The sequence below is a fragment of the Thermoplasmata archaeon genome (assembly GCA_036395115.1).
GTDB lineage: Archaea > Thermoplasmatota > Thermoplasmata > RBG-16-68-12 > RBG-16-68-12 > RBG-16-68-12.
Genome location: DASWDU010000041.1, coordinates 1 through 13,662, shown reverse-complemented (window position 1 = coordinate 13,662; position 13,662 = coordinate 1). Strand labels below are relative to the sequence as shown.

At 65.3% G+C, this 13,662-nt stretch carries 16 protein-coding genes; 11 read left to right on the top strand and 5 right to left on the bottom strand.

The genetic code is table 11. The features are described 5' to 3' along the window. Positions 1 to 13: 13 nt before the first annotated feature. On the top strand, positions 14 to 310 hold the full coding sequence (locus VF992_10195; protein ID HEX9341517.1) for a hypothetical protein: 297 nt from the start codon (positions 14 to 16) through the stop codon (positions 308 to 310). A 6-nt stretch (positions 311 to 316) separates the two neighbouring features. On the opposite strand, the gene VF992_10190 is transcribed toward VF992_10195, so the two are convergent. The 5 genes from VF992_10190 to VF992_10170 form a co-directional block, all read right to left on the bottom strand. Then, the gene (locus tag VF992_10190) at positions 317 to 1,747 is read right to left on the bottom strand and encodes an FAD-binding protein (protein HEX9341516.1); all 1,431 of its coding nucleotides are present in this window, start codon (positions 1,745 to 1,747) and stop codon (positions 317 to 319) included. 1 nt (position 1,748) lies between these two features. Further along, complete coding sequence (locus VF992_10185) at positions 1,749 to 3,269, bottom strand: FAD-binding oxidoreductase (GenBank protein ID HEX9341515.1); 1,521 nt, start codon at positions 3,267 to 3,269, stop codon at positions 1,749 to 1,751. A gap of 82 nt (positions 3,270 to 3,351) precedes the next feature. Then, the gene (locus tag VF992_10180; GenBank protein HEX9341514.1) at positions 3,352 to 3,801 is read right to left on the bottom strand and encodes a twin-arginine translocase TatA/TatE family subunit; all 450 of its coding nucleotides are present in this window, start codon (positions 3,799 to 3,801) and stop codon (positions 3,352 to 3,354) included. 11 nt (positions 3,802 to 3,812) lie between these two features. Beyond that, positions 3,813 to 4,649, bottom strand: a complete 837-nt coding sequence (tatC, locus tag VF992_10175) for a twin-arginine translocase subunit TatC (GenBank protein HEX9341513.1) — start codon at positions 4,647 to 4,649, stop codon at positions 3,813 to 3,815. Positions 4,650 to 4,699: 50 nt separating this feature from the next. Next, entirely contained in the window at positions 4,700 to 5,266 is a 567-nt protein-coding gene (locus VF992_10170) for a molybdopterin-dependent oxidoreductase (GenBank protein HEX9341512.1), read from the bottom strand. A 180-nt stretch (positions 5,267 to 5,446) separates the two neighbouring features. Between VF992_10170 and VF992_10165 the strand changes: the two genes are divergently transcribed. The 10 genes from VF992_10165 to VF992_10120 form a co-directional block, all read left to right on the top strand. Further along, positions 5,447 to 5,818, top strand: a complete 372-nt coding sequence (locus VF992_10165) for an NADH-quinone oxidoreductase subunit A (protein ID HEX9341511.1) — start codon at positions 5,447 to 5,449, stop codon at positions 5,816 to 5,818. Continuing rightward, a complete protein-coding gene (locus VF992_10160; protein HEX9341510.1) occupies positions 5,815 to 6,351 on the top strand; it encodes an NADH-quinone oxidoreductase subunit C in 537 nt (178 codons plus the stop codon). The genes VF992_10165 and VF992_10160 overlap by 4 nt, the downstream gene beginning before the upstream one ends. Beyond that, a complete protein-coding gene (locus tag VF992_10155) occupies positions 6,352 to 7,446 on the top strand; it encodes a nickel-dependent hydrogenase large subunit (GenBank protein ID HEX9341509.1) in 1,095 nt (364 codons plus the stop codon). Beyond that, positions 7,443 to 8,672, top strand: coding sequence for a complex I subunit 1 family protein (locus VF992_10150; GenBank protein HEX9341508.1), 1,230 nt, complete (start codon positions 7,443 to 7,445; stop codon positions 8,670 to 8,672). The genes VF992_10155 and VF992_10150 overlap by 4 nt, the downstream gene beginning before the upstream one ends. A gap of 45 nt (positions 8,673 to 8,717) precedes the next feature. Next, complete coding sequence (locus VF992_10145; GenBank protein HEX9341507.1) at positions 8,718 to 9,002, top strand: NADH-quinone oxidoreductase subunit J; 285 nt, start codon at positions 8,718 to 8,720, stop codon at positions 9,000 to 9,002. Further along, positions 8,999 to 9,268: an NADH-quinone oxidoreductase subunit J gene (locus tag VF992_10140; protein ID HEX9341506.1), complete on the top strand. Its 270-nt coding sequence runs from the start codon at positions 8,999 to 9,001 to the stop codon at positions 9,266 to 9,268. Before VF992_10145 ends, VF992_10140 begins: the two co-directional genes overlap by 4 nt. Then, positions 9,265 to 9,567 (top strand): NADH-quinone oxidoreductase subunit NuoK, encoded by a 303-nt coding sequence (nuoK, locus tag VF992_10135; GenBank protein ID HEX9341505.1) that lies wholly within the window; start codon positions 9,265 to 9,267, stop codon positions 9,565 to 9,567. The genes VF992_10140 and nuoK overlap by 4 nt, the downstream gene beginning before the upstream one ends. A gap of 3 nt (positions 9,568 to 9,570) precedes the next feature. After that, on the top strand, positions 9,571 to 11,664 hold the full coding sequence (locus VF992_10130) for a proton-conducting transporter membrane subunit (protein HEX9341504.1): 2,094 nt from the start codon (positions 9,571 to 9,573) through the stop codon (positions 11,662 to 11,664). Positions 11,665 to 11,666: 2 nt separating this feature from the next. Continuing rightward, complete coding sequence (locus VF992_10125; protein HEX9341503.1) at positions 11,667 to 13,256, top strand: NADH-quinone oxidoreductase subunit M; 1,590 nt, start codon at positions 11,667 to 11,669, stop codon at positions 13,254 to 13,256. Position 13,257: 1 nt separating this feature from the next. Continuing rightward, on the top strand, positions 13,258 to 13,662 hold a 405-nt coding region (locus VF992_10120), incomplete at its 3' end, for a hypothetical protein (protein ID HEX9341502.1).

Here is a 13,662-nt window from a genome sequence, read left to right as displayed (position 1 = left end):
GCCTCCAACGGTCGTGAGGGCCCGGAAGGCCCCTCGGATGACGTACAAGCAGGAGATCCAGACGATTAAGAACCTCCCGCGCACGCAGCGGCTCATCGTCATCATGAAAATCGCCGGGGTGTTCCTCGTGGCGATCGGCCTCGAAGGGATCGTGACGGGCCAGTACGCGTACACCCTGCTGTTCATCCCCCTCGGCGTGTTCGTCTCGATGATGCCAATCAAGATCCACACGGGTGTGTGTATCGCTTGCCGGTCGCCGCTTGAAGAAGGCCAGGCGATCTGTCCGAAGTGCGGCGCGCCGCAAATGTGAGCCGCTTCACGGCGTGACGAGCGGCTGGACGACGTGCGCCGTGTCGATCGTGAGCTTGAGGGATCGCAGGATCGCCATTCGCTGGAGGAACTGGGGGTCCTCCTCCCAGAGGTGCGCGAGCCGCGACGTGAAGACGCCTCCCGCGATTTTCGAGATGATCGCCCGCACGCCTTTCGAGAGGTCATGCTGCTTCGTGCGGTCCTTCGGCGAGGCGAAGAACGGGAAAACGGAAACGGTCCCGGTCTCTCGCAGGCTCGCGTAGAAGCCCGCCTTCGCGGCGGACTGGTCGCCGAACGCGTGGAGCCGGGCCGCGAAATCTCCGAGAGCCTTCGACGGAAGGCGCACCTCGCCGACGAACAACGAGCGCGAGACGCTCTCCGCCGTCTTCGTGTACGCGTCCGCGGCCGCGTCGAACGGATTCGGGACGTCGGCACTCTTCGACCTGAATCCGGCCATCGCGGCGTCGATCGCCTTCTCCTTCGCGGCCATGCCCGTGGCCGTGGCTCCGAACGCCACCTGGGCGCTGAACGCCTCGGCCGCGGCCGTGGGGCGCAGGATCTTGGCGGCTGCCGCGTCCGTCACGTGGACCCAGTCGAGGACCTGTCCCGTGCGAGAGAGCTTGTCGAGGGCGGCCGACAGCTTCGCGCCGTCGTCGAAGGCGTACGTCAGCGTCTTGCGGGCCGCCGCCTTCGCCTCGAGCCGGACGGCCACGGCGACCGGGATGAAGAACTCCCCGGCGAGCGGGATCGCCGCGTGCAGGAAATCGTAGGCCGTGCCGTTGTTCGCGACGTCCTCGAAGCCGAGGCGCGCCCGATGGCCGAACGCACTGATGGTCCGGAGGGCGTTCACGAAGGAGCCGAACTCGCCGCGGTACGAGGCGAACGGCGCGTCGCCGACGAGCGCGTCCCCGACCGCGAAGTCGAGAGGGACAGTCGGCACGAAGGGGACGGAGTGGCCTTTCGCGGCCGCGGCGTCGTACAGCGACTTCCACGTCGCGCCCACCTGCGCGATCGCCCGGTGGCCTTCCGCCGCGAATTCGATGCCCGCGTAGGCAGAGAAGTCGAGCTGGACGCCGCGCTGCTCCGGGACGATCCAGTCGTACGTCAGCAGGGTCCGCGGTCGCACGACGACCCCGAACTCCCGCGTCCGACCGACGCCGAGCTGCGTGCGGAAGTAGTGGTAGTCCTCCGCGCCCAGGCCGAGGCTCAGCGTGCTCTCCTGGCCGTTGAGCACGCGCACGAGCTTGCGCACCTCTCCGTCGTCTTTCACCTTGACCGTGACGGGCGGCACTCGGCTCAGGTCCGCGATGAGGTCCTTCGGGAGCACCCGGTCGTCCCGCACGAACAGGGCACGGATCAGCGCGTCCCGGATTAGCTCGGAGAGCGCCGGGATCTCGACGGCCTTTTCGATGTAGTGCCAGTCGCGGAGGAGGCCCATCTCACTCCTCCTTTGCGTGCTCGTACGCCCGCACGAACCGGTCCCGCGTGGGCTTCGCCCTCCGGAGGATCGCGGCGATCTCGAGGCCGACCGCCATCCCGGGCGGCGGAATCGCGCGCAGTCCCGGCCACGGGTACTTCGTCCAGACCTCGAACGTCTTGCCGCCGTTGACTTTCTTGCGCGGATCGAGGACCACCTTGACCGCAGAGATCATCGTCGTCGCGCGGCCGTGCATCTTCCTCAGGTTGAACACGAGGAACAAGCCGAGCCCCATCGGATGGCCCTCCATCTCGAACGCGGCGTCGCCCATCCGCTTAGCGAAGCCGAGCGCCGTACCGCCGGACGGACGCGTGTCGTCCATGAGCACGTACGGCACGAGCGCGGCGGTCGTCGCGTCGACGAGATACGCCTGCACGGCGCCGTTGAGTTTGAGCTTGTCCCGGATTTCTGCGGCGGTCTCGACCGCCTCCGGCAGCCGCGACACCGGCACGAGGTTGTACGAGACGATCAGGCCGCGGCTCAGCCGCCGCGCGCCGTAGTTGTCGTACCGCTCCCGCCACATCCGGTCGCAAATCTCGGGGGAGAGCCGCGTGCCCTTCTCCTTCGAGGCGAGCGCGTCGATTGTCCGCTCCTGATCCGCCGCGTCGTCCTTCGTGCCGCGGACGGCGACGAGGGCGATCGGTGCCGGATCCGGGCTGTCCGGCCGCAGCGCGCGTTCGAACACGAAGTGCTCCCGGTCGATGACGATGGCGTGGTGGGGAGCGAGGCCCGCGTCGACGAGGCCTTTCAGGAATCGCGCGCCCGGGCCGAGTCCGGGGAACGCGTAGGCGAGCGGCTTCACGACGTCCGCCTTCGGGACGAGCCGCAACGTTACCCGCGTGATGATGCCGAGCGTCCCCTCCGCGCCGAAGAAGAGAGGCGTGAGATTCGCGAGGGCGCCTCCGGCGTCGCCGGCCGGCGCGGTCTTCAGGATGCGGCCGTCCGGCAGGACGACATCGAGGTTCGTGATCGCGTCGCGAAGGCTCCCGTTCCGAACGCCGCCGAACCCCGTGGCGCCGGAGTTGATCGCGCCCCCGACGGTGCTGCCAATCGCGTTCGTCGGGACGACCGGCAGGGAGAAACCTTTGGACTCGACGTAGTCTTCGACGTCTTTCCATGTCGCGCCCGCCTCCACGGTCACGGTTCGCGCGCCCGGATCGAGTCCGAGGATCGCGTTCATCTTGCGCATGTCGACGAGGACGCCCCCGCGGTTCGGGACGGTCCCTCCGTACCAGCTCGTCCCGCCGCCCCGCGGCGTGATCTGGAGCTGGCTCTCGTCGCTCAAGTTGACCAGTGCGGCGACCTCTTCCGTCGTCTGCGGAAGCGCGACGAAGTCCGGATAGAGCCGCCACTGCAGCAGCGCGATCTTCGGCAGCGACGCGAAGTCGTGGCTGTACACCATCCGCTCGAATTCGGAGCGGGCGACCCGTTCCGGACCGAGCGTGTTCACGAGCCGGCGGTACGCGTAATCGAGGCTCGCCATGCGCCGTTCTCCGTGAGCGGGCGCAGGTAAACGGTCGGCCCCGATAAAGGTAACGCGCGTACGCGTCGTAAGGAGAAAACGATCAGACGTTCAGGGCCTTGATGATCTGTTCTTTGAGCCGTTGCGTGTCCGCGCCGGAGCTGTACACGCCCATCGCCTGCGCCGCGCTGACGACTTGGTCGTCGGGGGCTCGGTCGATGGCGCGCGCGATGCCGAGCTTGAGCTCCATCTCGCTCCGGCCGGTCGCGGGGACGCCGAGGATGCTCGCGGTCTTCTCGACGCGCGCGCGTGTGTCCTTGACGTCCATCGACGAGAGTTCCATCGAAATCTCTCGCTCGACCTCCATCTTGCCGCGCCGGAACTCGCCGAGCGCTCGGCCCACGCCGCGCGCCAGCTCGGGCAACTTCTTGGGTCCGAAGAGGAGGAGGACTGCGATGAGGATGAGCAGGACGACCCATTCGAAACCGCTCGGGAGTTGTGCCGTTATCGATCCCATCGAGAAGCCGAACATGACCCCCGCGGTTCGGTCCAAGGAGACCGGTCTTATGAGGTTTTCGCCCGGGCGCGGCGCCGCTCCCGGATGACGATGGCCACATAGCCCGCGACGTAGAGGAAGAGCATCGGGAGCGCGACGAGCATCATTGTCACGCCGCTTCCGTCGGGCGTAATCGCCGCGCCGAAGAAGAAAATCGCGATCGCCGCGTACCGCCAGTTTTCCCTCCAGAAGTCTGGCGTGACGATCCCCAGGTACGATAGGCCGTACATCACGACCGGAAGTTCGAAGGCGAGTCCAAAGGCGAGGCTGAACCACAAGACGAAATCGAGGAAGTCGTCAAGGCGCAACAGGGGTGCCGCGCCCAAGGACCTGGCGAAACCGTAGAGGAAGGGGAACGTAAAAGGCAACACGACCAGGAGCGACATGAGGACCCCCGCGAGGAACAGGACGACGACGGGGGCGGTGATGCGAAAGATCAGACGCCGCTCGCTCGGCTTCAGGGCGGGGGCGACGAAACGCCAAAACTCGTAGGTCGTAATCGGGGAAGTGATGACCGCGCCGAGGAACATCGCGACTTTCATCTGCACGATGACCGCCTCCCACGGGGTCAAGACGGTCAGCGTCGCGCTGCCTTGGACGAGGCTCCGGTTCATGAGGCCGAATACCTGGGCCGGGATCGTGTGGCCCACATCCGCGCTGGGGACGGGGAGGTAGAGCTGGACATTGCCGACGGAGACCGGTTCGATGGCGAATATCAGCAGGAGGGCGAAGGCAACGATGAACGTCACGAAGACGACCTTCAGACGCTGCCGGAGTTCCTCGAGGTGCTCGAAGAAACTCATCCGGCGCTCGTCGGGCCGATCGTCGGCCGGGAGAGTCGCCACACGCCTCGGCGCGGCAAGGAACGGTCGGCTTATGGACTTTCTCCGTTCGCCTAGAAGGAGTAGCGGTCCTCGGTCACCGGGTCGGCCGTGTTGCTGTAACCGCGCACTTCCCAGTAGCCGAGTTCCTCGTCGTCCGTGAACGTCACGCCGCGGACCCACTTCGCGCTCTTGTACGCGTACCGCTTCGGCACGAGGAGCCGCACGGGGCCGCCGTGCTCGAGCGGAAGGGGCTTCCCATCCCATGTGTGCACGAGGAGGACGTCCGCATCGTAGAGGACGTCGAGCGGATGGGAGGTCGTGTAGCCGTCGCCGCACCGGAAGGTCGCGAACCGCGCGCTCGGCCGGATCTGCGCCCGCTGCGCCACCTCTTTGATCGGCACCCCGACCCACTCGTTGTCGAACGTCGTCCAGCCGGTCACGCAGTGGAACGCGGACGTGACCGTCGTCGAGGGCAGCGCCAGGAATTCGTCGTAGATGAAGCGGAGTGGCTTGTCGACGGAGCCATCGACCCGGAGGTCCCAGGCCTTCGGATCAAAGCGCGGCACGATCCCGAGATCGAGCCGCGGCCACTTCCGGACCTCGCGCTGCCCGGGAGGAAGCGGTCGGGTCGCGGCCATCGACGGCGAGCATTGGACTCCCCGAATATAAACGGTTGTGCCCGGTCCGCGAGGCAATCGGCGCGGCGGGGAATCGTCGGCGGCGACGGCCTCGGCGGGGTCGCTTCCTCTGGAGAAAATCGGTGCGTCGTGCACCCCGACAAAGGTTTAATAGCCCGACCTTTTTCCCACGCCCTGAAGATGGCGCTGGAGAGCTACGCCCCCGTAGTCATTTTCGCCATCATCGCCTTGCTGTTCCCGCTCGGCACGTTCTTCGCCACGCGGCTCTTTCGGCCCGACCACCCCACGCCGCTGAAGGACCTGACGTACGAGTGCGGGGAGGTGCCGGAAGGCGAGGCGCAAATCCAGTTCCACTTTCAGTACTACATGTTCGCCCTGATTTTCGTCATCTTCGATGTCGCGGCGATTTTCCTCCTCCTCTGGGCCTTCGCCTGGGGCGGCCTCCTGAGTTTCGGGTCGCCTGTGGCCAAGTTCTCGATCTTCATGTTCCTAGGGATCATGTTCGTGGCCACCCAATATGCGCTCAAGAAGGAGGAGGTCATCCAAATATGAGCGCCCTGGCCAAGCCGCTGCCCAAGATCACCGGCCGTCCCGTGCCCGGGGTCGAGAAGGAGGTCCTTGCCGGCCTCCAGGCCGCGTTCACATCGAAGCTGAAGGACGCGAAGGCCGTCCGGGAGCGCCTCGTCGAGATCGTGATCGACCGGGCGGACCTGATCGCGGTGTGCACGTACCTGAAGAACACGCAAGGCTTCGAGCACCTCGCGTGCATCACGGCGGTCGACTGGAAGGACCACTTCGAGAGCATCTACCACATCGAGAACTACTACAACGGGTGCATGGTCCAGGTCAATGCGCAGATCCCCTACGGCGACCCGAAGATCGCCTCCCTCACGGGCCTCTGGCACGCCGCGGACTACCACGAGCGGGAGGCGTGGGACCTCATGGGCGTCGAGTACGAGGGCCATCCGAACCTCGTCCGCATCCTCCTCCCGGAAGACTTCAAGTTCCATCCCCTCCGCAAGGCGTTCGCCCAGGAGGTGGACCGCCAGTACATCAGCCGGCGCAAGCTCCGCGGGGGGAAGTGAATGCCGGAGTTCTGGATCAACATGGGGCCGCAGCACCCCATGACCCACGGGCTCTGGAACATGAAGGTCAAGGTCGACGGCGAGACGATCGTCGACGCGAAGCCAGAGATCGGCTACCTGCACCGCGGGTACGAGAAGATCATGGAGGTCCGCGAGTTCCAGAAGAACGTCGTCTTGACGGACCGCCTCTGTTACGTCTCTTCGATCACTTGGTCCCACGCGTACTGCCTCGCCGTCGAGAAGATGATGGGGATCGAGACGCCGGAGCGGGGGCAATGGATCCGGGTCATCTCCCTCGAGCTGCAGCGGATCGCCTCCCACCTGATGTGGCTCGCCTCCTACGGCCCCGACCTCGGATTGCTCACGGGCCTCCTGTGGGCCCTCCGCGAACGAGAGCTGTTCCTCGACCTGATCCAGCTCATGTCGGGCATGCGGATGAACCAGAACTATCCCCGCGTCGGCGGGGTACGGAACGATCTCCCGGAGAACTTCGAGGCGATGTGCCGACGGAGCATCGAGCACTTCCTCGAGAAGTACGAGAATGAGTACCAGGCGATCTTCCAGGAATCGAAGGTCTTCCGGATGCGGACGGAAGGCGTCGGCAAGATCTCCGTCGAAGAGGCGATCAACTGGGGCGTCACGGGCCCAAACCTCCGGGCGTGCGGCGTGGACGTCGACCTCCGCCGCCTCGACCCCTACGAGACGTACGAGGAGATCGACTTCGAGCCGCAGGTCTGGCACGACGGCGGCGCGGGGGACTCCTACGCCCGGTTCGTGTGCCGCTTCAACGAGTTGCGGGAGTCGTGCGGCATCGTCCTGCAGGCCCTGGAGAAGATGCCGAAGACGGGTCCGTATCGCGTCAAGCCTCCGCGGCGCGCCGAAGGCGAGGGGTACGCCAAGACGGAGGACTCCCGCGGCGAGGCGCTCTTCTACGTCATCGGGGACGGGGACGATCGTCCGTACCGGGTCAAGATTCGAAGCCCCGTGTTCTGCACGATGGCCGCCACCCCGACGCTGCTCCGCGGGAACAAGCTCGCCGATGTCGTCTCGATCCTCGGATCCGTTGACGTGTGCGTCGGGGAGATGGACAAGTGAGCGCCCCGCTCGTCCCGGACCTCTTCGGCGTGTGCAAGGTCCTCACCGCCGCGATTATCTGGGTCGTGCAGCAGCTCATATACGCGCTCGCGGGGCCGATCCCCCCGCTCGCCGGCCTCGGGGATTTCCTCGGCACGGACTTTGTAATCACCCTGATCACGTGGCTCATCGTCGTCACGGTCGTCGTGCTCTGGGTCACGGTGATCAACCTCTTCACGATCATGTGGGTCGAACGGAAGCTGTACAGCCGCCTTCAGGACCGCTACGGCATCATGATCTCCGTCTGGTCGCTCCCCTTCTGGCCGTTCAACCGCACCCGGAAGCCGACGCACCGGGGGACCGGCTACCTGCAAAATCTCGCGGACGGCATCAAGCTCATCCAGAAGGAGAACATCACGCCGCGGAACGCGGACTCGGCGATGTTCCACATCTCTCCCGTCCTCATCGCGTCCTCCACGCTGATGGTCTTCGCCGTCCTCCCGTGGAGCAGTGGGTTCTACGTCGCGAATCTGGATCTCGGCATCTTGTTCATCCTTGCCGCTTTCTCCCTCGCGCCCCTAGGTATCCTGATTGCCGGATGGTCTGCGAACAACAAGTACACCCTTGTCGGCGGCCTTCGAGCCGCGGCGATGCTCCTCGCCTACTCGATTCCCGCGGTCCTCGCGGTCATCGCGCTCGTGTTCTTCACCGGCTCCCTGAATCCGGTCGTGATCGTGAGTCAGCAGGATCGGCCGATCGTCCTCGCCGGGACGACGCTGCCGATCCCCGCGTGGTACGCCTTCGGCCCGCAGGTCCTCGGGTTCGTCGTGTTCAGCGTGGCGATGATCGCAGAGATGGAGCGGGTGCCGTTCGACATCCCCGAGGCGGAGGCCGAACTCGTGGAGGGCTGGACGACTGAGTACAGCGGGATGCGCTTCGGCATCGTCTTCGCCTTCAAGTGGCTCCGGATGCTCGCCGCTTCCGCCCTCATCTCGATCCTCTACCTGGGAGGATGGAGTGGTCCTGTCTTCGCCACGGTCTTCGTGGGGAGTATCCCGATCCCAATCTTCCCGGAGGAGTTCTGGTTCGTCCTGCGGATCTACGCGCTGTCCGCGTTCTTCGTCGTGCTCTCGTGGTCCGTGCCCCGCGTGCGGATCGATCAGATCCTGAACATCGGCTGGAAGCGCCTCATTCCGTACTCGCTCCTCGCGATCCTGATTGCGGCGGGATTCCGGGTCTTGGGGTGAGGGCCATCACGGGGTCCGCGGACGCCGGTCACCGGGAGGGATGCGATGGCCGTTGAGTGGGACCTCATCGCGTTTCTCGTGTTGAGCGCCTTCGAGGTGATCGGTTCGGTCCTCGTCGTCGTCAACCGGCGCCTCGTCCGCGCGGCGTTCTGGCTCGCGATGACGCTCGTCACGATCGGCGCGATCTACCTGCTGTTCCTGAGCGAATTCGTCTTCCTGATCCAGATCCTCGTGTACGCCGGCGCGGTCCCGGTCCTGTTCGTCTTCGGTATCATGCTCACGCGCCGCAAGATCATGGACGAGGCGGCTGAGCCGGAGGGCGGCACGTGAACGCGCGCCAGGTCCTGGTCGTCCTCGCGACGGGAGCCCTGTTCCTCGTGATGGCCCTGTCCTTCCTCGGAAACGTAGGCTGGCCCAACACGCCCACGGCGATTCCCGTGTACAATCCGAACGCGACGTCGTCGAACGGCATCGCGAACCAGCTCTTCAACGCGTACGCGATCACGGTCCTCCTCATCGCGATCTTGCTCGGCGCGGCGATGATCGGCGGGGTCTACCTCGCGAAGATGGACGAGGCGGGGAAGGTGGGGCCGTGATCCCTCTCGAGTACGAGTTGCTCCTCTCCGCGATGCTCTTCTGCATCGGACTGTACGGGATCCTAGCTCGCCGCAACGCGATCATCGTCCTCATGTCGATCGAGATTATGCTCAACGCCTCGATCCTGAACTTCGTCGCGTTCTCCTCGTACAGCGGGGACCCGAGCGGCCAGGTGTTCGCCCTCCTGGGGATCGCCGTGGCGGCGGCGGACGCGGCGGTCGGACTCGCGATCTTCCTCTCGATTTACCAGACCCACGGGACGATCGAGCTCGACAAGGTCCGGTTCCTCAAGTGGTGACGGATGATCGAGAACGCCTGGCTCGCTTGGCTCATCCTGCTTCTGCCCCTCGCGGCGTTCGTCCTCGTCGGCCTGGTCGGCCGGCGGCTGCCCGAAGGCGGCGGCCACGTCGTCGTCGGCGCGATGGCCGGGTCGTTCGTCCTCTCCCTCTACATCTTCGTGCAGGTGCTGATGCAAGGTGGCCTCGGCGGCGCGTTTACGGAGACCCTCGACGGATACGTCTGGATTCCCGGCATATCCGGCACCGACCTCAGGATCGCCTTGCTGATCGACAATCTCAGCGCGCTGATGCTCGTCCTTGTCTCGTTCCTCTGCCTCCTGATTTTCGTCTACTCCATGGGCTACATGCGCGAGGAGGAGGGGAAGGCGCGATACTACGCCGAGGTCAGCCTGTTCGCGACGGGCATGCTCGGCACCGTGAGCGCGGACAACTTCCTCCAGCTCCTGATCTTCTGGGAGATCATGGGCCTCTGCTCGTACCTGCTCATCGGCTTCTGGTACCACAAGCCGGAGGCCGCGGCCGCCGCGAAGAAAGCGTTCCTCGTGACGCGTGTGGGCGACGTCCTCTTTTTGATTGGCGTGCTCGTGATCTGGAACGTCTTCGGGACGCTGACGTTCGACGGGATCCGGGCGCGGATGGCTGTCCTGTATCCGAACACGCTCACGCCGGAGCTCCTGACGGTCATCCCTCTGCTCCTCTTCGGCGGCGCCGTCGGCAAGTCGGCGCAGTTCCCGCTCCACGCCTGGTTGCCGGATGCGATGGAGGGCCCGACGACGGTCAGCGCCCTGATTCACGCGGCGACGATGGTCAAGGCCGGGGTCTACCTTGTCGCGCGGTCGTTCATCTTCTTGGTGCCGCTCGCCCCCACCGTCGAGCCGCCCTTCACCGCGATCCTCGTCATCGCCGCGATCGGCGGCTTCACCGCACTCTTCGCGGCGACGATGGCGGTGGTCAACGTTGACATCAAGCGAGTGCTCGCCTTCTCGACGATCTCCCAGCTCGCCTACATGTTCCTCGGCCTCGGGGCCGGGGCGTACCTCATGGCGACGGAGTCGGTCCGAGGCGAGCCGGTGGACTCCGCGGGCTACAGCGCGGCGCTCTATCATTTGTTCAATCACGCGTTCTTCAAGGCGCTCCTCTTCCTCGGCGCCGGGAGCGTCATCCATGCCGTGCACACGAACGACATGCGGGAGATGGGCGGGCTCTCCCACCACCTGCCTATCACCTCGAAGACGATGCTCTTCGGCGCCCTGGCCCTCGCGGGCATCGTCCCGTTCAGCGGTTTCTTCAGCAAGGGCGAGATTCTTTCGGTGACGTTCGAGGCCGGCGCGGAGCAACCCGGCTTCTACCTGCTGTACGCGTTCGGCGTCGTCACCGCGTTCCTCACGGCGTTCTACATCTTCCGCCTCTGGTTCATGACCTTCCGCGGGGAGTACCGGGGCCACGAGCACCCGCACGAATCGCCGCGCGTCATGACGGTCCCCCTGATGATCCTCGCGGGTTTCGCCCTCGTGTCCGGCCTCCTCGCCTACCCCATGCAGGGATTCGGGAACCTCGTCTTCTTCGAGTCGGCGGAAGCCCGCTACCCGCTGATCGGCGTGCCGCTCCAAGACTACGTGCTCGAGGGGCTCTCGATGGGCGTCGCGGTCCTCGGCCTCGCCCTCGCCTGGGCCGTCTACGCGACGAAGCGGATTCCCGCCGAGCGCTTCACCGCCTCCCCCTCCGGGGCCTTCGTGCACAAGATGCTCACGAAGCGCTACTGGATCGATGATGCGTACGATGCCTTCGGACGGACCGCCGTCTATGGAGCCGCGCGGGGCTTCGACTGGTTCGATCGAAAGGTGATCGACGGAATCGTGAACGCGGTCGGCCGAGGCGGCATGGCGACGGCACGGGGCACGGATGCGTTCGACCGTCGCGTCATCGACGGCGCCGTGAACGCGGTGAGCCTCGAGACGGTCCGGACAAGTTGGCGCCTCCGGACGCGGCAGACGGGACAGGTGCAGAGCTACGCCTGGGTCATCGTGGTGGGTATCGTCGTCGTCGCTGCAATCATCTACGCCGGCATGTTCTTGCGGCTCTTCGGAGGTCGGTGAGAGTGTCGTACCTCCTCACCCTCCTGTTGCTCATCCCCGCCGTCGGCGCCGGCGTCGGCTGGGGGGTCGGCGCGACGCAGCGGATCGCGAAGCTCACCGCCCTTGGTTTCAGCCTCGTCGAGCTCGCCCTGGCGTCGCTCCTCTTGGCTGCGCTCATCCAGCCGAGCTGGGCCGGGTTGATCGGACCGCCAGTCGCGGAAGTTCCCGCGCCCGCCGTCCCCCTGTACTATGTAGAGCGGCAAGGGTGGTGGGCGCAGTTCGGGCTCAACTATATCGTCGGCGTCGACGGGCTCAGCGTGCCGCTCATTTGGCTGACGGCGCTCCTCACGACCCTCGCAATCGTGTTCCACTGGGACGAGGAACACCGACCTCGGGCGTTCTTCGGGCTCTTCCTGTTCCTCGAGATGGCCCTCGTCGGCGTATTCGAGGCCCTCGACTTCGTCCTGTTCGCAGTGTTCTGGGAACTCGTCCTGCTCCCGATGTTCTTCCTGATCGGGATCTGGGGCGGGTCGAATCGGCGGTATGCGGCGCTGAAGTTCCTGATCTTCACACATGTCGGTTTCGTCATCATGCTCCTCTCGATCTTCTCCCTGTACTGGTTCTACAGCGCGGACGTGAACCTCGCGGTGACGGGCGTCAGCGCGCCGACGTTCGACATGACGGTCTTTCTGCAGGGCGCGAAGCTCCACGTGTTGAGCAGCGCCGTGCCGTACCTGACGCTCGGTACGCAACTGCCGGTCTTCGCCGCGTTCCTGTTCGGATTCATCGTGAAGCTGCCTTCGTTCCCGTTCCATACGTGGCTGCCGGACGCCCACGTCGAGGCCCCAACGGGCGGGTCGGTCCTCCTGGCCGGCGTCCTCCTGAAGATGGGCGGCTACGGGATCTTTCGGATCAACTTCGGGATGCTGCCCGAGGCGGCGAAAGACCTCTGGTGGGTCCTTGCGATCCTCGGGACCGTCTCGATGGTCTACGCGGCGTTTGTGTGTCTCGCCCAGACGGATCTCAAACGGCTCATCGCGTACAGCTCCGTCGGACACATGGGGTTCGTGCTCCTCGGCGCCTCGAGCCTTACGGTGATCGGCGTGCAGGGCGCGATCTTCCAGCTGTTCAACCACGGGGTGATTACGGCGATCCTCTTCATGCTCGCCGGGTCCGTGAAGCATAGCACGGGGACGCGGGAGATCCCCGAGCTGCAGGGACTCTTCAAGGCGATGCCGCAGTTCTCGGTCGTCCTCGCGGTCGGCTTCTTCGCGTCCCTCGGGCTCCCCGGCCTGAATTCGTTCTGGTCCGAGTTCATGGTCTTCGTCGGCGCGTACGGCTCCCAGAACCTCGACACGATGAGGAGGCTCATCATCATCCCGCTGATCTCGGTCGTCGTCACCGCCGCATACTATCTGTACACGATGCAGCGCATCTTGTTCGGAGAGGTTCCAGAACAGCTCGGGAAACCGCACGATCTCCTCCCGTGGGAGCGCGCCTCCTATGCCGTCCTCGTCGCCTTGGTCTTCGTGGTCGGCTTCTTCCCCATCCCGTTCCTCGGCTTGATCAACGCCTATACGAGCGCGTCGTTCCCATGGCTGGCAGGTCTCTGAAATGCTCGTCGACTTCCCGATTCTGACCCTCATCGTCTTCCTGCCCTCTCTCGGAGCCGTCGTGACGTTCGTGACTCGATCCGACCGCGCGGCCCGCGGCATCGCCCTCGCGTTCTCCCTCCTTACCCTGGCCCTCGCAACCGTCCTCCTCCTGGGTTTTCTGAGGACGGATCTGTTCTCTCTCAGCTCGGCCACGACGGGAGGCCACGCGTACTACGCGGTCGAGAGGTACGATTGGGTGCCCTCGATTGGCGTGCACTATCTATTCGGCGCCGACGAACTCTCCGTCGTCCTCGTCTTCCTGAACGCCCTGCTCACCCCGCTCGCCCTCGCGGTCTCATGGGACGAGCACCATCGCGTGCCTGCATTCTTCGCGACCTTCCTGTTCATGGAGACCACGATCACC

What these genes read in the sequence shown, in the direction of transcription:
- VF992_10190 (HEX9341516.1), bottom strand. Translation starts at nt 1,747, where the DNA reads ATGGGCCTCCTCCGCGACTGGCACTACATCGAAAAGGCCGTCGAGATC.
- VF992_10185 (HEX9341515.1), bottom strand. Translation starts at nt 3,269, where the DNA reads ATGGCGAGCCTCGATTACGCGTACCGCCGGCTCGTGAACACGCTCGGT.
- VF992_10170 (HEX9341512.1), bottom strand. Translation starts at nt 5,266, where the DNA reads ATGGCCGCGACCCGACCGCTTCCTCCCGGGCAGCGCGAGGTCCGGAAG.
- VF992_10165 (HEX9341511.1), top strand. Translation starts at nt 5,447, where the DNA reads ATGGCGCTGGAGAGCTACGCCCCCGTAGTCATTTTCGCCATCATCGCC.
- VF992_10160 (HEX9341510.1), top strand. Translation starts at nt 5,815, where the DNA reads ATGAGCGCCCTGGCCAAGCCGCTGCCCAAGATCACCGGCCGTCCCGTG.
- VF992_10155 (HEX9341509.1), top strand. Translation starts at nt 6,352, where the DNA reads ATGCCGGAGTTCTGGATCAACATGGGGCCGCAGCACCCCATGACCCAC.
- VF992_10145 (HEX9341507.1), top strand. Translation starts at nt 8,718, where the DNA reads ATGGCCGTTGAGTGGGACCTCATCGCGTTTCTCGTGTTGAGCGCCTTC.
- VF992_10130 (HEX9341504.1), top strand. Translation starts at nt 9,571, where the DNA reads ATGATCGAGAACGCCTGGCTCGCTTGGCTCATCCTGCTTCTGCCCCTC.